At 70.7% G+C, this 19031-nt stretch carries 23 protein-coding genes; 18 read left to right on the top strand and 5 right to left on the bottom strand.

All coding sequences use genetic code 11. From position 1 onward, the window contains the following. Positions 1 to 268: 268 nt before the first annotated feature. Together CNO20_RS00630 and CNO20_RS00635 are read left to right on the top strand one after the other, a co-directional pair. On the top strand, positions 269 to 1660 hold the full coding sequence (locus tag CNO20_RS00630; RefSeq protein WP_101294114.1) for an ATP-binding protein: 1392 nt from the start codon (positions 269 to 271) through the stop codon (positions 1658 to 1660). A 4-nt stretch (positions 1661 to 1664) separates the two neighbouring features. Continuing rightward, positions 1665 to 2489, top strand: a complete 825-nt coding sequence (locus tag CNO20_RS00635; RefSeq protein ID WP_101294115.1) for an MBL fold metallo-hydrolase — start codon at positions 1665 to 1667, stop codon at positions 2487 to 2489. 55 nt (positions 2490 to 2544) lie between these two features. Here the strand turns inward: CNO20_RS00635 and CNO20_RS00640 are convergent, their stop codons facing one another. After that, entirely contained in the window at positions 2545 to 3501 is a 957-nt protein-coding gene (locus tag CNO20_RS00640; RefSeq protein WP_101294116.1) for a DUF5787 family protein, read from the bottom strand. Positions 3502 to 3673: 172 nt separating this feature from the next. Here CNO20_RS00640 and CNO20_RS00645 point away from each other — a divergent pair, with 172 nt between their 5' ends. From CNO20_RS00645 to CNO20_RS00690, 10 genes are all read left to right on the top strand, one after another. Beyond that, positions 3674 to 3910: a hypothetical protein gene (locus CNO20_RS00645; RefSeq protein ID WP_101294117.1), complete on the top strand. Its 237-nt coding sequence runs from the start codon at positions 3674 to 3676 to the stop codon at positions 3908 to 3910. A 303-nt stretch (positions 3911 to 4213) separates the two neighbouring features. Further along, positions 4214 to 5443: a translation initiation factor IF-2 subunit gamma gene (locus CNO20_RS00650; RefSeq protein ID WP_101294968.1), complete on the top strand. Its 1230-nt coding sequence runs from the start codon at positions 4214 to 4216 to the stop codon at positions 5441 to 5443. A 19-nt stretch (positions 5444 to 5462) separates the two neighbouring features. After that, positions 5463 to 5846, top strand: a complete 384-nt coding sequence (locus CNO20_RS00655) for a PIN domain-containing protein (RefSeq protein ID WP_101294969.1) — start codon at positions 5463 to 5465, stop codon at positions 5844 to 5846. A gap of 1 nt (position 5847) precedes the next feature. Beyond that, positions 5848 to 6420, top strand: coding sequence for a DNA-directed RNA polymerase (locus CNO20_RS00660; protein WP_101294118.1), 573 nt, complete (start codon positions 5848 to 5850; stop codon positions 6418 to 6420). Then, positions 6420 to 6617 carry a transcription elongation factor subunit Spt4 gene (spt4, locus tag CNO20_RS00665; protein ID WP_101294119.1) on the top strand — a complete coding sequence of 66 codons (198 nt, stop codon included), beginning with the start codon at positions 6420 to 6422 and terminating at the stop codon, positions 6615 to 6617. Before CNO20_RS00660 ends, spt4 begins: the two co-directional genes overlap by 1 nt. Positions 6618 to 6620: 3 nt before the next feature. Next, positions 6621 to 7178, top strand: coding sequence for a GTP-dependent dephospho-CoA kinase family protein (locus tag CNO20_RS00670; RefSeq protein ID WP_101294120.1), 558 nt, complete (start codon positions 6621 to 6623; stop codon positions 7176 to 7178). 171 nt (positions 7179 to 7349) lie between these two features. Further along, on the top strand, positions 7350 to 7667 hold the full coding sequence (locus tag CNO20_RS00675) for a 30S ribosomal protein S24e (protein WP_101294121.1): 318 nt from the start codon (positions 7350 to 7352) through the stop codon (positions 7665 to 7667). Positions 7668 to 7675: 8 nt separating this feature from the next. Continuing rightward, positions 7676 to 9334, top strand: a complete 1659-nt coding sequence (locus CNO20_RS00680) for a bifunctional N(6)-L-threonylcarbamoyladenine synthase/serine/threonine protein kinase (protein ID WP_101294122.1) — start codon at positions 7676 to 7678, stop codon at positions 9332 to 9334. 131 nt (positions 9335 to 9465) lie between these two features. Beyond that, positions 9466 to 9741: a DUF5808 domain-containing protein gene (locus CNO20_RS00685; protein WP_101294970.1), complete on the top strand. Its 276-nt coding sequence runs from the start codon at positions 9466 to 9468 to the stop codon at positions 9739 to 9741. Positions 9742 to 10138: 397 nt separating this feature from the next. After that, complete coding sequence (locus CNO20_RS00690; RefSeq protein ID WP_101294123.1) at positions 10139 to 10771, top strand: non-canonical purine NTP pyrophosphatase; 633 nt, start codon at positions 10139 to 10141, stop codon at positions 10769 to 10771. Between the two features lie 20 nt (positions 10772 to 10791). Here CNO20_RS00690 and CNO20_RS00695 read toward each other — a convergent pair whose 3' ends face one another. Both CNO20_RS00695 and CNO20_RS00700 read right to left on the bottom strand, forming a co-directional pair. Beyond that, entirely contained in the window at positions 10792 to 11268 is a 477-nt protein-coding gene (locus CNO20_RS00695) for a PIN domain-containing protein (RefSeq protein WP_101294124.1), read from the bottom strand. Between the two features lie 112 nt (positions 11269 to 11380). Next, complete coding sequence (locus CNO20_RS00700) at positions 11381 to 12475, bottom strand: putative sulfate/molybdate transporter (protein ID WP_101294125.1); 1095 nt, start codon at positions 12473 to 12475, stop codon at positions 11381 to 11383. 136 nt (positions 12476 to 12611) lie between these two features. Between CNO20_RS00700 and CNO20_RS00705 the strand changes: the two genes are divergently transcribed. The 4 genes from CNO20_RS00705 to CNO20_RS00720 are packed head-to-tail and all read left to right on the top strand — an operon-like array spanning position 12612 to position 15890. Beyond that, positions 12612 to 13646: an ABC transporter substrate-binding protein gene (locus CNO20_RS00705; RefSeq protein ID WP_101294126.1), complete on the top strand. Its 1035-nt coding sequence runs from the start codon at positions 12612 to 12614 to the stop codon at positions 13644 to 13646. Positions 13647 to 13681: 35 nt separating this feature from the next. Then, the gene (locus tag CNO20_RS00710; protein ID WP_101294971.1) at positions 13682 to 14374 is read left to right on the top strand and encodes an ABC transporter permease; all 693 of its coding nucleotides are present in this window, start codon (positions 13682 to 13684) and stop codon (positions 14372 to 14374) included. Beyond that, positions 14371 to 15138 carry an ABC transporter ATP-binding protein gene (locus CNO20_RS00715; RefSeq protein ID WP_101294127.1) on the top strand — a complete coding sequence of 256 codons (768 nt, stop codon included), beginning with the start codon at positions 14371 to 14373 and terminating at the stop codon, positions 15136 to 15138. The genes CNO20_RS00710 and CNO20_RS00715 overlap by 4 nt, the downstream gene beginning before the upstream one ends. A 38-nt stretch (positions 15139 to 15176) precedes the next feature. Beyond that, entirely contained in the window at positions 15177 to 15890 is a 714-nt protein-coding gene (locus tag CNO20_RS00720) for a TOBE domain-containing protein (protein ID WP_101294128.1), read from the top strand. Positions 15891 to 16160: 270 nt separating this feature from the next. Here the strand turns inward: CNO20_RS00720 and CNO20_RS00725 are convergent, their stop codons facing one another. Next, positions 16161 to 16946, bottom strand: a complete 786-nt coding sequence (locus tag CNO20_RS00725) for a potassium channel family protein (RefSeq protein WP_332888995.1) — start codon at positions 16944 to 16946, stop codon at positions 16161 to 16163. A 3-nt stretch (positions 16947 to 16949) separates the two neighbouring features. Next, positions 16950 to 17612, bottom strand: a complete 663-nt coding sequence (locus CNO20_RS00730; RefSeq protein ID WP_233203848.1) for a DUF2238 domain-containing protein — start codon at positions 17610 to 17612, stop codon at positions 16950 to 16952. A 126-nt stretch (positions 17613 to 17738) separates the two neighbouring features. Here CNO20_RS00730 and CNO20_RS00735 point away from each other — a divergent pair, with 126 nt between their 5' ends. Next, entirely contained in the window at positions 17739 to 18350 is a 612-nt protein-coding gene (locus CNO20_RS00735) for a metal-dependent hydrolase (RefSeq protein ID WP_199174692.1), read from the top strand. Positions 18351 to 18638: 288 nt separating this feature from the next. Further along, complete coding sequence (locus CNO20_RS00740; protein WP_101294130.1) at positions 18639 to 19031, top strand: ArsR/SmtB family transcription factor; 393 nt, start codon at positions 18639 to 18641, stop codon at positions 19029 to 19031.

Genomic DNA, 19031 nt, shown 5'->3' on the forward strand with positions numbered 1-19031 from the left:
AATCGTTGACAAACGCACGATTTCAGGCGTTCGAGTGGATGTTCGTTTGATATCGAATCGTCTTTAAGGAATATGTTTCCGTATATCGCCCATATCTGGGCGTATTTTCTGGACGATCGGCGAACGAAGTTCGGATTTTCCGAAACCGAGTTCCGTTTCCTCCGCGCCGCGCGCCGGTCGCTCGCCCCGGGCTCTCGCTCGACGCCGACATGGCAGCGATATGGCCGATTCGACGGCCTTAAGCACCTGTAGCTGCAAGTTCTCGCGGATGAACGACCCGGCCCTCGAGGTAGTCGAATTCCTTCTGACGGCCCATCTCTACACCGAAAACCGGGACCTGGACGAGAACGATCTGCCCCCGCGCTACCGGCAGGTGTTCTGGACCGACGAACCGTCCGCGCGAGGCTCGGAGTCGGGCGAAACCCCTTCCCCCGGAGGCATCGAGCGCCCGCTGACCGCGACGGACAGCACGGCCCGGACGGCCACCGGCGTCGAGCGCCCCTGGGAGGCGGTTTCGGACCTGCTGTTCACCCAGCGCGCGGAGTTCTCGGGGAAGCTCTCGCTCACGCAGCCGGACATGGCGCTCGACTGGTTCGTCGACCGGGCGGACCGCGAGCGCATCGCGACGAACCCGACGATCGCCGCCGCCGTCGAGGACCGCGACGACGTCGACGTGACACACGAGGAGGCGCGGGAGGCGAACCGGCCGATCCAGGCCGACCGGGTGTGGATCGACAGCCTCCTGGAGGAGTATTTCGACACCGGCGAGGAAGGCGACGCCGAGATGCTCGACCTCGTGCACGTCCGCGCGCCCGAGGAGATCGAGATGACCCTGGACGACCTCGTCCTCACGGAGGACCAGGAGGGCGAGATCAGGAAGATCGTCACGGCCATCGAGCACCGCGACTACCTCGCGGAGATCGGCCTCCGCGAGATCGGCAAGCTCCTCTTCGTCGGCCCGCCGGGGACCGGGAAGACGACGGTTTCGCGGGCGCTGGCGCACGAACTCGGCCTCCCGTTCGTCGAGGTGAAGCTGTCGATGATCACGAGCCAGTACCTCGGCGAGACGGCGAAGAACGTCGAGAAGACCTTCGAGGTGGCGAAGCGGCTGTCGCCGTGCATCCTCTTCATCGACGAGTTCGACTCCGTCGCGAAGACGCGCCGGAGCGACGAGCACGCCGCGCTGAAGCGGGCCGTCAACACCCTGCTGAAGAGCATCGACGACATCAGCCTCATCCGCGACGACGTGCTCCTCATCGGCGCGACCAACCACCCGGACCAGCTCGACGCGGCGGCCTGGCGGCGCTTCGACGAGATCGTCAACTTCCCGAAGCCCGACCGGGGGATGCGCGCGGACATCCTGCGCGTCATCACGCGGGAGATGGACATCGCGGACTTCGATCCCGAGTCGGTGGCGGACCTGACCGAGGGGCTCACCGGCAGCGACCTCCGCCTCGTGCTGCGGGAGGCGGTCCTCGAAGCGCTCACCGAGGGTCGGATGACCCTGACGCAGGAGGACATCCTCGACGCGGTCGCCGACTTCGAGGAGCGGGACAACCTGAAGAACATGGACATGATCGACGGCGAGGGCGCGGCCGTCGCGGGCGACGGCGGTTCGCACTCGCACGACGACGGACACGATCACGACCACGACCACTGAGCCGATGCGCGTCACGCTCCTCGGGACGGGGGACACGACCGGGACGCCGACCGTCGGCTGCGACTGCGACACCTGCGCGGCGGCCCGCGAGCGCGGCGTCGAGCGCACGCGCTTTTCGGTCCACGTCGAGAACGAGCGGACGGGCGAGTCGCTCCTGATCGACGCGAGCCCCGACTTCCGGTACCAGTTTCTGACCCGCGACGTCCCCCTGCCGGACGCCGCCCTCGTCACCCACGTCCACTTCGACCACCTCGACGGGCTGGGCAACGCCTACCGCGTGTTCGACGAGCTGCCCGTCTACGCGGCGGACGAGGTCGATCCGGCGACCGGCGAGAGCGTCGCCGACACGATCCGCCGGAAGTACGACTACCTCGACCGAATCACCGTCCGGGACCGAACGCCGCTAGAGCCGTTCCGCGCCTGCGGGTTCGACCTCACGCTCGTCCCCGTGGACCACCCGCCGCTCCTGTGCTACGGGCTCGCCGTCGAGGACCCCGAGACGGGCGCGAAGCTGTCGCTGTCGGGCGACACGAGCTACGGGATCCCCCGCGAGTCCCGCGACGCCCTGCGCGATCCCGACCTCCTGCTCGCGGACGCGATCGTCCCGGCGTCGCTCTGCGAGTACCACCCAGCGGGCGGGAAGCACCGCGACGAGGACGGCGTGCCGCGGACGTTCGGCTCGAAGCACATGACCCGCGAGGGCGCGCTCTCGCTCGCGGACGAGCTCCGCGCGGCCGAGGTTCGGCTGGTCCACACCGCCCACTTCTACCCGGTCGAGGAGGCGTTCGCGGAGCCGCTGGCGGTGGACGGGGAGACGTTCGCGCTCTAGCGCGAGGGGGCACCGGGAGCGCCGGCGGGTCGCCGTTCCGCCGCCGCGTCGAGCGCTACGTGAACCGATCCAGCCCCGCCTGCCGTCGCGCCACGCCCGCGGGGTCGGCGACCCACGGCGAGCGCTCCTCGCGGATCGCGTCGAGGTCGACGTCGGGCGGGTCGGCCGGCTCGAACGCCGGACACGAGGGGCCGCACTCGGTCCCGGGGTCGACGACCCGGCCGAAGTGGTCGCAGCGCGGCCGGCCGTCCGCCGTCGCCCGCGCCCTGGCGCACGCCGGAAGCTCGTCGGTGCGCCAGCCCTTCCCGTACGCGCGCTCGGCGATCCGGCGGCGCTTTCGCGCCTTCTCCCCGGCGCTCACGGCGGCGATCTCCGTCTCCAGCGGGCGCGCCTCGATCGGCTCGATGCCGGTTTCCCCGACCGGCAGCGCCGTCGCCTCGCGGATCACCTCGCGCTCGCCCGACGCGGGGTCGAACCGCCAGACGCCAACCTCCTCGGGGAGGCGGTTGAGGTGGGCGCGGGTGACGTAGCTCTCGGTGGCCAGGTACACCTCGTCGAAGAGGGCGAGGCTCACGTCCGTCCGCAGTTGCCGTTCGAGGTCGCCCGGCGAACCGAGGTCGGGCTTGTTCTCGATCCCGACGAGCCGCGAGAACCAGTCGGGGTAGCGGACCGCCCGCCGGACGTACTCGCGGCCGCTCCGGCGCTCCGCCTCGAAGAAGCCAAGTTCGAGCGCCCGATCGGTGACCCGGCGGGCCGTGTCGGGGTGGCAGTCGAAGGCGTCCTTCCAGTAGACGGCGGAGCCGACGCCGACGTCGCTCTCGACGGCGAGCGGGGGGATCGTCTCCGCCGCGATGGCGGTCCGCTCGTCGAACTCGGGGCCGGGTTCGACGAGGCACACGTCGACGATTCGGCCGCCGGGCGCGGCCACGGCGGCGCCGAGCTGACGGGCGACGACGCCGTCGGTCGCCTCCTCCAGGTGCGCACAGAGCGCCAGCTCGAACGCGAACTCCATGGGCGACGGATGCGAGGGATCGCACGGGCAAAAGCGGCGCGGTCGACGCGGTTGCCGCCGATGCCGCTGACGCCGCCGCCGCTGGGGTCGACGGGAAGGTTCGGGAGGACGGTCGTGTAGTGTCGGAATATACAGGCAGCCCGGTTATCGACGACTGGCAGTTAGTGCAGTTGTGATACTCACGATCGTCGATGAAAACGGGGAGGACGGTCGCGTCGGCGCCGATCTGACGATCGAGGGCTACGAGGGGGAGTGGGAGGACGAGATCGCGGACCGCCTCGACGAGGTAGAAACGGCGCTCGGCGACCGCAGGGGGCGCGACTGCGCTCTCGACGGCCGGGGGGCCGTCAATCGGACCGCCATCTCGCTCTTCGGATCTCCGATCGTCCGGGTAGACGTGGAGTGGTGACGCCGGTCTTCTCCGACGCCTCCCGTCGATTCGGTTCCCGCCGTCGCCTGGGCTCCACACGTCTCGCCGGGACGTGCGGCAGTTCCGCCGAGGCGACGCTGGCGCGTCCACCGGGTGGTACGGTATGACCCCTCAGGGCGCGTCGCGTTGGGTGTGGTTTATCACCGGGGACCGTTTAATAGGGTACACTGATTCATCCATGAACGCTTCAGGGGACTTCTCTCTCCGTCTGCTCGCCAAAGCAGCAACTTTATCACGCGCTCGGGGCGAACCCACCACAAGATTACTCTCAGGAGGTCAATGGTGACGGAAAACCCACAACAACCGGAGGTGAACATCGGACTCGTCGGCCACGTCGACCACGGGAAGACGACGCTGGTCCAGGCCCTGAGCGGGTCGTGGACCGACCAGCACTCGGAGGAGATGAAGCGCGGCATCTCCATCCGCCTGGGATACGCCGACGCGACGTTCCGGAAGTGTCCGGGGCTCGACGAGCCCAAGTGTTACACCGTGGAGGAGACCTGTCCGGACGGATCGGAGAGCGAACCGCTGCGAACGGTGTCGTTCGTCGACGCGCCGGGACACGAGACGCTGATGGCGACGATGCTGTCGGGCGCGGCGCTGATGGACGGCGCGGTGCTCGTCGTGAGCGCCACCGAGGACGTGCCGCAGGCGCAGACGGAAGAGCACCTGATGGCGCTCGACATCATCGGGATCGAGAACATCGTCGTCGCGCAGAACAAGATCGACCTGGTCGACCGCGATCGAGCGGTCGAGAACTACCGGCAGATCCAGGAGTTCGTCGAGGGAACGGTCGCCGAGGGCGCGCCGATCGTCCCGGTCAGCGCGGGCCAGAACGTCAACATGGATCTCCTCATCCAGGCGATCGAAGCGGAGATCCCGACGCCCGACCGCGCCGAGGCTGACGTCCCCCGCATGTTCGTCGCCCGGAGCTTCGACATCAACCGCCCGGGGACGACCTGGGAGGATCTCACCGGCGGCGTCATCGGCGGCAGCCTGGTCGAGGGGAAGCTGACCGTCGGCGACGAACTCGAACTCCGCCCCGGACGCGAGGTGGAGGAGGGCGGCCAGTCGGAGTGGCAGCCGATCCGGACCTCGGTGCGGTCGCTGCAGGCGGGCGGCCGGCAGGTCGACGAGGTCAGCCCCGGCGGGCTGCTCGGCGTCGGCACCGGACTCGACCCGAGCCTGACGAAGGGCGACGCCCTCGCCGGGCAGGTCGCGGGCGAGCCGGGGACGCTCCCGCCGACGTGGAACGCGTTCGAGATGGAGGTCGACCTCCTCGACCGCGTCGTCGGGGGCGACAGCGAAATCGAGGACATTTCGACCGGCGAGCCGCTGATGCTGACCGTCGGCACGGCGACGACCGTCGGCGCGGTGACGAGCGCTCGAAGCGGCGAGTGCGAGGTCCGACTGAAGCGCCCCGTCTGCGCCGAGCCGGGCGCGAAGATCGCGATCAACCGCCGGGTCGGCGCGCGCTGGCGGCTCATCGGCATCGGGACGCTCAAGGACTGAGCGGATGGTCGTCGTCGTCATGGACACCAACGCGCTGATGATGCCGGTCGAACTCGGCGTGCGCGTGTTCGAGGAGCTCGACAGGGTCCTCGGCCTCCCGGCGGACGGGTACGAGCTCGTCGCGCCGCGCGCGGTCGTCGAGGAACTGGAGGCGCTCGCGGCGGGGAGCCGCGGGGAGGAGGGCGTCGCCGCGCGCGTCGGGGCGGACCTGGGGGCGGAGCGCTGTCGAACCGTCGAGACGGAGGCATCGTACGCGGACGACGCCGTCGTCGAACTCGCGGAACGGGGCGAGTGCGACTACGTCGTCACGAACGACCGGCCCCTTCGGGACCGCGTGCTCGAACGCGGCGTTCGAGTAATCGGTATAAGGGGCCGGAACAGATTGCACATCACAGAACCATAGCATGTACAAGAGGGTACGACTCAAGGACACGGTCGAAGTTCCGCCGCGGCACCTGGCGGACGTGACCAACGAGCGGGTCAAGCACCTGCTCCAGGACAAGCTGGAGGGTCGCATGGACGAGGAAGTCGGCAGCGTCGTGAGCGTGATCGAGGTTCACGACATCGGGGAGGGGTCCGTGCTCCCGAACCGCCCCGGCGTCTACTACGAGGCGGAGTTCGACGCCATCACGTTCGACCCGCAGATGCAGGAGGTCGTCGACGGCACCGTCGTCGAGGTGGTCGAGTTCGGCGCGTTCGTCGGCATCGGGCCCGTGGACGGCCTGCTCCACGTCTCGCAGATCTCCGACGAGTACCTCGCGTACGACGGGGAGAACCAGCAGCTCGCGTCGACGGAGTCGAACCAGACGCTCGGCGTCGACGACCCCGTCCGGGTGCGGATCGTCACGAAGAGCATCGACGAGCGCAACCCGCGCGACAGCAAGATCGGGCTCACGGCGAAACAGCCCGGACTCGGCAAGCACGGCTGGCTCCGCGCCGAGCGCGAGGAGCGCCAGGCGACCACGGAGGGCGACTGATGGCGAAGAAACGGCTCGCCTGCCGTGAGTGCCACTACGTCAACGAACTCGACGCCACGACCTGTACGAACTGCGGCTCCTCCAGCCTGACCGAGGACTGGGCCGGCTACGTGATCATCACGCACCCGGAGACGAGCGAGATCGCGGTCGAGATGAAGGTCGACGAACCCGGCGGCTACGCGCTCAAGGTCAGGTAACCGATGCTTCGCCTGCCCGAGGACCTCCGGGCCGCCTTCAGGGAGCCGCTCGGGCGCGTCTACGAGGACCCGGCGACGCTGCTCCGCGCCGTCGAGTCGGCGAGCGACGAGCACGGCGACGGCGCGGGCGGCCCGCTCGTCGCCGTCGGCGACGTGGTCACGTACCACCTCAGGCGGGCCGACCGCGACCCGGACGTGGCCGTCATCGACGGGAAGACGAAGCGTCGCGAGGTGACGGACGAGGTGCGCGCGACGCTCGAAGGCGACAACCCCCGGATCGAGGTCGAAAACCCGCCCGCGACGCTCTCCGCCGAACTGCTGCGCGCGCTCCGGGAGGCGCTCGATTCGGGCGAACCCACCGTGATCCTCGTCGAGGGGGAGGAGGACCTCGCAACGCTGCCCGCGATCGTCGCCGCCCCGCGCGGCGCGAGCGTCGTCTACGGCCAGCCCGACGAGGGGATGGTGCACGTGCCCGTCACCGACGAGACGGTCGCGGAGGCGCGCGAGCTCCTCTCGCGGATGGACGGTGACGCCGACGCCGCGCTCGACCTCCTGGCCTGACGCGACCCAGCTGCGCGAACGGCTCCGTCGACCGAGTCGACGGTCGGTCGACCGGGCCGCGGACGGCCGCCCGTCGCCTCGGACGGGACGGCGCTCCGCCGGCCTTCGCCCGCGTCTCGCCCCTTCGAAATCCTTTTACTTGCTTCGGCGGGAGTTAGGTGTAACTGAACCATGGACATCGAGATCATCGAGGAAGAGGAGAACCCCATGTTGCACAGGTCGGACGTCCGCTTCGAGATCGTCCACGACGACGCGACGCCGTCGCGCCTGCAGGTCCGCGACAGCCTCGCGGCGAAGCTGAACAAGGCGTCCGACGAGGTCGTCGTCCACGAACTCGACACCAAGTTCGGCATGCGAAAGACGGTCGGCTACGCGAAGGTGTACGAGAGCTCCGAGTTCGCCCGCGACGTCGAACAGGAGTACATGCTCGAGCGCAACAAGATCAACGCGGACGACGCGGACGCCGACGCCGAAGCCGAAGAGGCGTAACCCGCCGAATGCGCGTTCTCGGTATCGAGGGCACAGCGTGGGCTGCGAGCGCGGCCGTGTTCGAACGCGAGCGCGACGAGCGCTCGAACGCGGGCCGGCTCGCGTCGCGCCCGGACGCCGCCTCCGAGACCGAGTCCGACGATCTCTTCATCGTCTCAGACCCGTACCAGCCGGACAGCGGCGGCATTCACCCCCGCGAGGCCGCAGAGCACATGGCCGAGGCCGTCCCCCGCGTCGTCTCGGAGGCGATGGAACACGCCGCGGCAGCCCGCGACGGCGACGGGCCGCCCGTGGACGCAGTCGCCTTCTCCCGCGGCCCCGGGCTCGGCCCCTGCCTGCGCATCGTCGCCACGGCCGCGCGGGCGCTCGCCCTGTCGCTCGACGTGCCGCTCGTCGGCGTCAACCACATGGTCGCCCACCTGGAGATCGGCCGGTACCGATCGGGGTTCGAATCGCCCGTCTGCCTCAACGCCTCGGGGGCGAACGCCCACCTGCTCGGCTACCACAACGGTCGGTACCGCGTCCTCGGCGAGACGATGGACACGGGCGTCGGCAACGCCATCGACAAGTTCACGCGCCACGTCGGCTGGACCCACCCCGGCGGCCCGAAGGTCGAGGAGGCGGCGACGGGCGGCGGGTACATCGACCTCCCGTACGTCGTGAAGGGGATGGACTTCTCGTTCTCGGGGATCATGAGCGCCGCGAAGGAGGCCTACGACGAGGGCGAAGCGATCGAGGACGTCTGCTTCTCCCTCCAGGAGCACGTCTTCGGGATGCTGACCGAGGTGTCGGAGCGGGCGCTGTCGCTCACCGGCACCGACGAACTCGTCCTCGGCGGCGGCGTCGGGCAGAACGCGCGCCTCCGGGAGATGCTCGCCGAGATGTGCGAGGAGCGGGGGGCGGCGTTTTACGCTCCCGAACCGCGCCTGCTCCGCGACAACGCCGGGATGATCGCCGTCCTCGGCGCGCGGATGTTCGAGGCCGGCGACGCGATCGCCGTCGAGGACTCCGCGGTGGACCCGAACTTCCGGCCGGACCAGGTTCCCGTCACGTGGCGCGGCGACGCGGAGTCGGTCGCCCGGACGGGCCCGAACGACGGCGCGCTCAGGGGCGCGGAGGCGACCGTCGAGTTCGCGGGCGACCGCGTGCTCAAGCGCCGCCTCCCGAAGTCGTACCGCCACCCCGAACTCGACGCGCGCCTGCGCCGCGAGCGGACGGTCGCCGAGGCGCGCCTGACGAGCGAGGCGCGCCGGGCCGGCGTGCCGACGCCGCTCGTCCGGGACGTCGATCTGCGGGAGGCGACGATCGCGTTCCAGCGCGTCGGCGACGCGGACCTCGCGGAGGCGCTCACCGACGATCGGGCCGCGGCCGTCGGGCGGCACCTGGCGGCGCTGCACCGCGCGGGGATCGTCCACGGCGACCCGACGACCCGGAACGCGCGCGTGGGGGAGGCGCGGACGTTCCTCATCGACTTCGGCCTCGGGTACCACACGGGTCACGTCGAGGATCACGCGATGGACCTGCACGTCTTCGAGCAGAGCGTCGAGGGGACGGCGGACGACCCCGATCCCCTCGTCGAGGCGTTCGAGGACGCCTACGCGGACGCCGACCCGGCGGCGGTGCTCGACCGCCTGCGCGAGATCGAAGGGCGGGGCCGGTACCAGTGACATCCTCCCCGGCGTAAACGCCGGTCGCGGAACGCCGAAACCGCGGGTGCCGGCCGCGGACCCGTCTCCGGATTCGGGACGGACAGTCAGCAGCCAAAACAATTTATCCCATGCGGGTGTACCAGTCGGACATGGTAGACAAACCACAGTCAGGCGAACTCTTCGGCGTCCCGTACAACTTCGAGCGACCGAGCGTCGGCCGCATGCTGTCGGCGTACTGGCAGCCCGGCAAGGGCATGCTCGTCGAGAAGCCGTTCGGCATCGGGTACACGCTGAACCTGGCGAACTGGCGCGCGTGGATCGTCCTCCTCGTCGCTGGCGGACTGCTCTGGCACGAGCGCAAGAGCCGGGAGGCGACGACCGTCGAGGACGAAGGCCCGGTCGAGGTCGTCGTCGACGACGACTGAGCCGTCGCGTCGCCGTTTCTCTCCGCTTTCGCCGTCGCGCCGGCCGCACCGCCGCCAGCGCACGCACCGATCTCTTTCACTTTCACTTTCACTTTCACTTTCACTTTCACTTTCACTTTCACTTTCACTTTTACTTTTACTTTCACCCCGCGCATGGCTCACGTCTTTTATCTCCGAGCCGCTATCTCCGCCCGCGCAGGCGGAACCGCTTTCCGCTTTGACACACCGCGCTCCGTCTGTCGCCCCTCCCATTCCCCTCTCCGTCGCCCCCGCGAGCGGCGGCGACGGACGGCGTAGAATCGTCGCTCCGCTGCGCGGCCGGCGCGGGCTCGACGCGTCTTCCCGCCGACGGCGCGGGACCGACGCCTCTTTCCGCCGACGACGCGGACGGCCGGGTATGCTCCGCTACGTCACGACGAACCCGGGGAAGGTCCGCGAGGCGACCGAGTACCTCGGGAGCGAGGTCGCACAGCTCGATTTCGACTACACGGAGATCCAGAGCGACGACCTCGGCGCGATCGCCGCCCACGGCGCGCGGGAGGCGTACCGCCACGCGCGGGAGCCGGTGCTCGTCGACGACGCGGGGCTGTTCGTCGAGGCGCTCGGGGGATTCCCCGGGCCGTACTCCTCGTACGTCGAGGACACCGTCGGCGTCGAGCGCGTCTGGCGGCTCGCCGAGGCCGAGGAGAACCGCCGGGCGTCGTTCCGCTGCGTCCTCGCGTACTGCGACGGCGAGGGGTTCCGCGCGAGCCCCGATCCGATCGATCGGGACGACCGCGTCGCCGCCGCCGCGGCCGGCGCGGACGAGAGCGCGGAGGAGGGGGACCCGCTGCCGGTGAAGCTGTTCGAGGGCGCGGTCAAGGGGACGCTCGTGGCCCCCCGCGGCGAGGGCGGCTTCGGCTACGATCCGATCTTCGAGCACGACGGGACGACGATGGCCGAGATGAGCACGGAGCGGAAGAACGCCATCTCACACCGGGGGCGGGCGCTCGCGAAGTTCGGCGAGTGGTATCACGAGCGGAGCGGGTGATCGCTCGACAACCCACTCGCTTACTTCCGCGGGTCGCGGTCCGGGCCGGGGTACTCCCCGCCGACCGCGGCCGCGTACAGGCTCGCCGCGTCGAACAGCGTCGCGAACGCCTTCGGGTGGCGGACGCTCAGGTCGAGCCGCCTGCCGAGCGTCGCGCCCGCCTGCGCCGTCTGGAGCCGCGGGTCGAGCGTCAGGAGGTGCATCGCGCCGCCGCGGTACGCCGACGCGAGCGCCGGGTGATCGCCCGGCGGGTGGTCGACGGGCGTCCGGAGCGTCTCGATCTTCTCGCGCCAGTCGCCCGCGAGGTCGGCGTCCGCGAGGTCGGCGATCACGGCCTCCGCGTCGTCGAGCAGCGGGTCGCTCGCGACGAGCGTCGTCCAGGAGTGCTCCCTGACGGCGTCGAGGGCGCGCCGGGCGTCCCCGCCGACGAGGAGGTCCGCCGCGAGCACGTCCGCGTCGGCGACGACCCGCTCGGGGCCGGGCTCAGGCGCGCTCATCGCGGCGGGCTTCGAGGACGGCTTTCACGTCCGATTCGGTCGCGTCGAACTCGGCGGCGCGGGCGAAGAGCTCGGCCCAGGTCGCGGTCATACGGCTATCTCGGGTCGCGGGCTACAAATCGCTGTCCCGTCGCCGCCGGAGCAGCCACGAGGCGGCGACGCCGAGCGCGAACGCCGCCCCGACGTTCGAGAGGAACCCGACGACGCCGATCCCGACGGTCAGCGCGGGCGATTTCGTCCGCGCGGCGCTCCGGCCGAGCTGGAGCGCCACGATCCCGAGGAGGACGCCGAGCACCGCCGCCGGGAAGGCCAGCACGAGGCCGGCGACGAGCGCGGCGAGGACGTACAGCGCGCCGAGCACGAGGTTCGCGCCGCCGGTCCGCGCGCCGAAGGCGTACTTGCCGGCGAGGCCGCCGCTCCCGTGGCACATCGGCAAGCCGCCGAGGGGGACGGCCGCGAGGCACATCGCGCCCATGCTCGCGGCGAGGTCGTCCGCCCGGACGTCGGCGTCGAACAGGTCCGAACACAGCAGCGCGGTCGCGACCGCGGCGTTGCCGACCGTCATCGCGAGCTGCGCGACGGCCCCCTCGGCGGCACCGACGGTGAGTTCGGGCGCGCCCGAGGGAAAGAGCGTCGCCGCCGGGACCGTCGGCGTCGGAACGCCCGTCGCGGACGCCGCGAGAACGCCGCCCAGTCCGAGGATGGCGAGCGCGCTCGCCCTGGCGAACCCGACGGCGACGGCCGCGACCGCGAGGGCGAGCGCCCCGCCGGCCAGCGCGGGAGCCGAGAGCGCGAGCTCGACCCCGGACGCCGCGAGCAGCAGCGCGACGGCGAGCTGGACGCCCCGGACGACCGGTTCGCCGACGAACCGCTCGACGCGACCGATCGCCCCCGTTCTCCCCGCGACGAGCAGCGCCGCGCCGGCGAGAAGGCCCGCGGCGACGAGCTCGCTGTAGCCGAGACTCCCCGCGATGGCGAGCCCGGCGAGCGCCTTCATCGGCTCGACCGACAGGGGGAGTCCGTAGACGACGCCCCAGATGACCTGAAAGACGCCGAACAGCAGGAGCACGTGCGGGAGCGACGCTGGCGTCAGCGCGCCGAGCGCGACGACGATCGGCAGCACCGTAACCGAATCTCCGAGCGCGCCGGTCACCTCTCCGGCGTCGATTCGGAGCTCCCTCCCGCGCCGCGTGTCGGCGAATGCCATCGTCGTACGGTGATTCTCGTGGACGACCTTGACGCTTTTCGGTAATCAGACGCGGTAACCGTTCGGCTGCGACGTAACCAACACTGGTTACGTCAATAGGGGAACGTTTAACACCCACCTCTCCATCGTTGTATCCATGCCGATACAACGCCGACGGTTCCTTCAGGCGGCGGGCGTTGGGGCCGCCGTCGCGGTGAGCGGGTGCGCGAGCGACGGAATTCCCGCTCAGGGCGGCGGGAACGAAACCGGTCAGGACGGCAGCGGCGGCGGGTCGCCTCCGGGCGACCGAGAGCTCACGCTCGCGACGACGACGAGCACCTACGACACGGGGCTGCTCGACGAGCTGAACCCGGCGTTCGAGGCCCGGTTCGACGCGACGGTCAAGACGGTCGCCCAGGGGACCGGCGCGGCGATCCGAACCGCTCGAAACGGCGACGCGGACGTGATCCTCGTCCACGCCCGCGGCGCCGAGGACGAGTTCCTCCGCGACGGCTTCGGCGTCAACCGCCGGGACGTGATGTTCAACGACTTCGTGATCGTCGGGCCGAAGGACGACCCCGCCGGCGTCGAAGGGATGGACAGCGCGACCGAGGCGTTTTCGACCATCGCGCGGGCCGAAGCGACGTTCGTCTCCCGCGGCGACGATTCGGGGACGCACAAGAAAGAGCGCCTGATCTGGGAGGAGGCGGGTGTCCGGCCCAGCGGCCAGTGGTACCAGGAAGTCGGCAAGGGGATGGGTGACACGCTCGTGCAGGCCGACCAGTCGGGCGCGTACACCCTCGCGGACCGCGGGACGTACCTCGCGACGAAGGATAAACTCGATCTCGTGACTCTCGTCCAGGGGCCGCTGAAGGGCGGCCCGAAGCTCCTGAAGAACCCTTACGGCGTCATTCCGGTCAACCCGGCGAAACACGGGGACGCGAACTACGACCTGGCGATGGCGTACGTCGGCTTCCTCACCGGCCCCCAGGGACAGGGGATCATCGACGGCTACCGGGCGAACGGGTCGCAGCTGTTCTTCCCGAACGCGCTGTCGCCGGAGCCGAACTTCGAACAGTACGTTCCCGAGGGGTACGACGGGGCCGGAAACGGGGGGGACGCACGGACCGAAAACAAAGAGGACGTGCGCTTTCAGTACTGGGTCGACCAGCGCGTCCCGGCGGACTTTTAGTCCGCTCTCGCCCACTGCGAACCGTGCTCGACGGTATCTTCGCGGACCTGGACGCCGCGTACATCGTGAGCATCGTGCTCGTCTCGCTGTACGTGAGCACCGCCGCCGTCGCGATCAGCACGGCGATCTCGTTGCCGACCGCGGTCGTCCTCGGGTTCACGGACTTCCCCGGCAAGGGGCTCGTGACTTCCGTCATCTCGACGGGAATGGGCTTTCCGAGCGTCGTCGTCGGGCTGGTCGTGCTGCTCCTGCTGTCGAACTCGGGGCCGCTCGGGTCGTTCGACCTGCTCTTTACGCCCGAGGCGATGATCGCCTCCCAGACGGTGCTCGCGACCCCGGTGATCCTGAGCGTCTCGCTGTCGGCGGTCGAGGGCGTCGGGCAGGAGCTCCGCGACGCCGCCTTCGCGGCCGGCGGCACCGCGACCGACGTGAGCCTCCTCGTCCTCCGGGAGGCGCGGTACGGCATCGTGACCGCGATCCTCGCCGGCTACGGGCGCGCCATAAGCGAGGTCGGATCGGTGCTCATCGTCGGGGGAAACATCGCGCTCACCGCGCCGGACGGCGGGAGGGTCTCCTTCACGCAGACGCTCACGACGGCGATCACGATCGAGGCGCGCAAGGGGAACTTCGAGACGGGAATCGCGCTCGGCGTCGTCCTCGTGGCGCTCGCGCTCGCCGTGAACGTCCTGGGGGCGCGGTTCCGCGACGGCGGGAGGGGGGCGGCGTGAGGCTCGTCGCCGACGGTCTCTCCCACGGGTTCGACGGCGTCGCCGTCCTCGACGGCGTCTCGCTCGCCGTCGAACCCGGCGAGGTGCTCGCGGTCGTCGGCCCGTCGGGGACGGGGAAGACGACGCTCCTGCGCCTCCTCGCGCTGTTTTCGCCGCCCGACGCCGGAACGGTGGCGACCGACGCCGGGGACGCGTGGGCGCTGTCCGCGGACGAGCGGCTCGCCGTCCGGCGGCGGATCGGCCTCGTCTCCCAGCACCGCGACCTCTTCTCCGCGTCCGTCGCCCGCAACGTCAGTTACGGCCTGCACGTCCGCCGGTCGTGGGGGGAGCGCGTCCGCGCGTCGGCCTCGCGCGCCCTCGGCCGCGACCGCGTCCCCGACCGCGTCAGCGACGCCCTCGCGAGCGTCGGCCTGGCCGACAAAGCCGACCGGAACGCGTCGTCGCTCTCGGCCGGCGAGGCACAGCGCGTCGGCGTCGCGCGGGCGCTCGCGTTCGACCCGGACGCGCTCCTGTTCGACGAGCCGACCTCGAACCTCGACCCGCGGAACACGGCGGTCATCGAAGGCGCGGTGCGCGAGGCCCGCGACCGCGGGATCGCCGTCGCGCTCGCGACCCACGACATGCACCAGGCCGAGCGGGTCTCGGACCGGACGGCGGTGCTGCTCGACGGCGAGTGCATCGAGTACGGGCCGACGGAGCGGGTGTTCGACTCGCCCGGCGACGAGCGGGCGCGGAAGTTCATCGACGGCGAACTCGTGTACTGATCGCTCACGCTTTTTATCCGCCGCCCCCTCTCGGGGGCATGGACGGCGAGTTCGAGGCGTACCTCTCGGCCGACGGGGTCGACTTCGGCGCGGCGGACGCGTCGCTGCTCCGCGCGATCGCGGAGCGCGGGTCGGTCAACGCCGCGGCGGCCGCGCTCGGACGCTCGCGGGCCCGGGCGCTCGCCCGCCTCGACGCCCTCGAAGCGGCGTTCGGCCCGCTCGTCGAGCGCCGCCGCGGCGGCAGCGGCGGCGGCGGTAGCAGCCTCACGGGCGACGCGGAGGCCCTGCTCGCGCGCTTCGAGCGCCTGCGGGCGGCCCTCTCGGGGACCGCCGGCGCCGAGGAGACGGTGCTGTACGGGACGGTCGCGACCGCGACGGGCGAACTCGGGTACGTCGACACCGCGGCCGGGACGGTTCGCGCGCTCCTCGTCGCGCCCGAGCCGGAATCGCCCCCCGTCGCCCGCGGGTCTCGGGTACAGGTGAGCGTCCGCGCCGACGCCGTCACCCTTCACGCGCCCGACGACGCGCCGCCGGCCGGCGGGACGAGCGCGCGGAACCGCTTCCCGGGGACCGTCGCGGGCGTCGACCGCGGGGAGGCGATCGTCCGCGTGGCCGTCGACGTCGGCGGAGACGGGCCCCTCGTCGCGCTCGTGACCGCGGACAGCGCCGACGGGTTGGCGATCGAACCGGGGCGGAGCGTCGTCGCGTCGTTCAAGGCGACGGCGACGCGGGCGACGGCCGTCGAGGAGTAGTCGGGCGCCCGCCGACGTCGAACCTCCGACGGACGCCCGCCGCCCGGTCTTAGTCTGTCGCGCGTCTGACGCGGATTTAAGTCGACCGACGGCTATCCCCCACCCGGGCGCGCACTGACGGCCTCAGTTCCCATCCTCCCACCCGCGCGCGCCCGGCACACCCCACACCCTTTTGCACCCCGGACGCGCTCCGCGCCGCCGTTCCCCCGCGGCGACCGGCGGAGCACGACCGTCCCTTCGCCCCTTCACTCCTTCGTTCGGCGTCGAGGCTCACGCCCCGAGCAGGGCCGCCTTGACCTCGTCGAGCGCGTCGCGCTCCGCGATGAGCGCGAGGTGGTCGCCGGCGGAGACCGTGGTTCCCGGGAGCGGGATCGTCATCGGTTCGCGGCCCTTCCCGTGCGCGTAGATGCGGGCGGTCGAGGGGAGCTCGATCTCGCTCACGCGCGCGCCGACGACCGGCGACTCCTCCGGCACCGTCACCGTCGACAGCTGGAGGCGCTCGGTGAGGTCACCGATAGCGTTGAAGTTACCGCCGAGCAGCGCGGTCTTCGCGCCCGCCGCGCCGAGGCGTTCGGGGTAGATGATCTCGTCCACGTCCTCGGCGTACCGCTCGTAGATCTCCTTTCTGTAGTCCTCGTCGATGCGGAGGACGGTCCGGCAGCCGTACTCCTTCCCGATCATGCAGGCGGCGAAGTTGACGTTCAGATCGCCCGTCAGCCCGCCGATCGCGTCGGCGGCTTCGACGTCCGCCTTCGTCAGCACGGCCTCGTTGCTTCCGTCGCCCTCGACGACCTCGAACCCGAGATCGCGCGCCCGCTCGACCTTGTCGTGGTTACGCTCGACGATGACGACCTCGTGTCCCTCCTCGCTCAGGATGCGCGCGGTCCGCGCGCCGACGCGTCCGTAGCCAACGATAACGAATCGCATACCAGCTATACGGCGGGCGGGATAAAAAAGTACGTCCCGGCGGGAGGTTCGACCGCCCGCGAAGGCGACGGCGCACCGTCCCGTCGCTCGGATCCGGCTCCCGCGAGCGCCCGGTCGACGGCTCTGCAGCGCTCACTCGGGACGTTCGCCGCTCCGCGACCCGTCGAGCTGCGCGCGGAGGGCGTCGACGACCGACGAGAGCGTCCGCGTGCCGAACAGGGCGACGAGAACCGCGCCGACCAGGTCGAACAGCAGGTCGACGATCGTGTCACGGGGACCGTACTGGATCAGCACGGCTTCCATGCCCAGCGCGTCGGTCACGTGGCGGACGCCGAACTCCAGCACCTCCCAGAGCACGCCGAACGCGAGCGTGAAGAGCAGGACGTAGACGAACATGAACCGCGGGGGGAAGGAGACCGCGTCGCTGTGCTCGTCGAACGCCCGGGCGGTCGCGTAGCCGACGGCGGCGACGACCGTCGCCGACAGGGTGTGCGTGAGGTGGTCCCACCAGGGGACGGCGACGTACAGGCCGATCATCCCGAGCGCGTGGAGGAACACCGCCGTCGTGATCCACAGCGTCAGACCGGCGCGGAGCCGCAGGTTCCAGTCCCTCGCGAGGAGTGCGGGCAGAAACGTGACCCCGAGTCCCAGCGCCGCGTTGATGACGACGCTCAGGTTCCGCGCGAGAACCCCCGCGACGAGGATCCCTCCGATCGCGGCCTGCAGGAGGACGATCGCCGAGCGCTGGTACCGCCTCGGCGTCGACGCGTCCGCCTCCGATTCGGCGTCCCCCATACCTCGGCGTACGACGGCGACGGCAAAAACGAGTGGCCGTCCTTCCCCCGTCGCCGAGCGTCGGCTCTCCCTGTGGTACCAATCCGCACGACAGTCCTTTGTCCTCCGACGCCGTAACCGCGGCAGATGATGGCCACGACGCACGCCCTCGCCGGGGTCGTGCTCGCCGTTTTCGCGCTGTTCTTCGCTCCCGACGCCGGCCCCCTGCCGGTCGTGGCGGCCGCGCTCGGCGGGCTGTTTCCCGACTTCGACCTCTACGCGGGCCACCGGAAGACGCTGCACTTTCCCGTCTACTACGCCGCGGCGGCGGCGCCGGCGATAGCGCTGGCCGCGGTCGTTCCGACGACGGCGACGCTCTCGTTCGCGCTGTTTCTCGCCGCCGCGGCGCTCCACTCCGCGATGGACGCCCTCGGCGGCGGGCTCGAGCTGAAACCGTGGGAGGGGACCTCGGACCGCGCCGTGTACGACCACTTCCGAGGCCGGTGGGTGGCACCCCGCCGCTGGGTCCGCTACGACGGCGCGCCGGAGGATCTGGCGCTCGCGGGACTGTTCGCGCTCCCGGCGCTCGTCGTCTTCGACGGCCCGGTCGAGGCCGGCGTCTACGCCGCGCTCGCCGTTTCGGCCGTCTACGCGCTGCTCCGAAAACCGCTCGTCGCGGCCGCCGAGTGGCTCGTCGAAGCGCTCCCGGCCCCGGTACTCGGCTACATCCCGGAGCGGTTCCTCGACGACTTCCGCTGAGACGCGCCGTCCCCCGTCCACCGTCCCCGCGTCCGCGTCCCCTCTGGCCCCTCTTTCTCCTCTCCTTCCCTCCCTTCTTCTCCTCCTTCTTTTCTCCTTTCTCCCCTTTCTTCTCGTCTCCTTCTCCCTTCTTTTCTCGTCTCCTTCCCCTTTCTTTTCTCCTCTCCTTCTCCCCTCTTCTCGTCTCTTCCTCGCTCCCTCCCGTCCACGGATCACGCGATTTTCCCTCGAAAACAGCGGCTTCGAGCATCCAAACAGTTATTTGAGCTCCTGCTCAATCGTCTCGCGATGCCCGAGACCACGGCCCGGCTTCGCCGCCTCATCGCCGACGAGATCGGCGAGTGTTGCGAATCGGACGTCGAACGCCGGATAGAGACGCTGAGCCGCCTCGCGGCCGAGAACGCCGACGCCGACGGCGACGTTCGGTTCCTCTCGGCCGTCGCGAACGGGACGCGCTATCGCATCCTGCGGCTCCTCGCGGCCTCCGACGACCCCCTCTGCGTCTGCGAGCTGACGCCCCTTCTCGACGTGAGCGAGAGCGCGATCAGCCACGCGCTCGCCGAACTCCGGGACGCGGGCGCGGTCGAGCGTCGGAAGGAGGGCCGGTGGCGCTACTACCGGTCGACCGAGCGCGGTCGCGCGCTCGTCGAGGCGCTCGACGCCTCGCGGGGGGCGAACTGA

Origin of the sequence: Halegenticoccus soli (assembly GCF_002844195.1) — an archaeon.
Taxonomy (GTDB): Archaea; Halobacteriota; Halobacteria; order Halobacteriales; family Haloferacaceae; genus Halegenticoccus; species Halegenticoccus soli.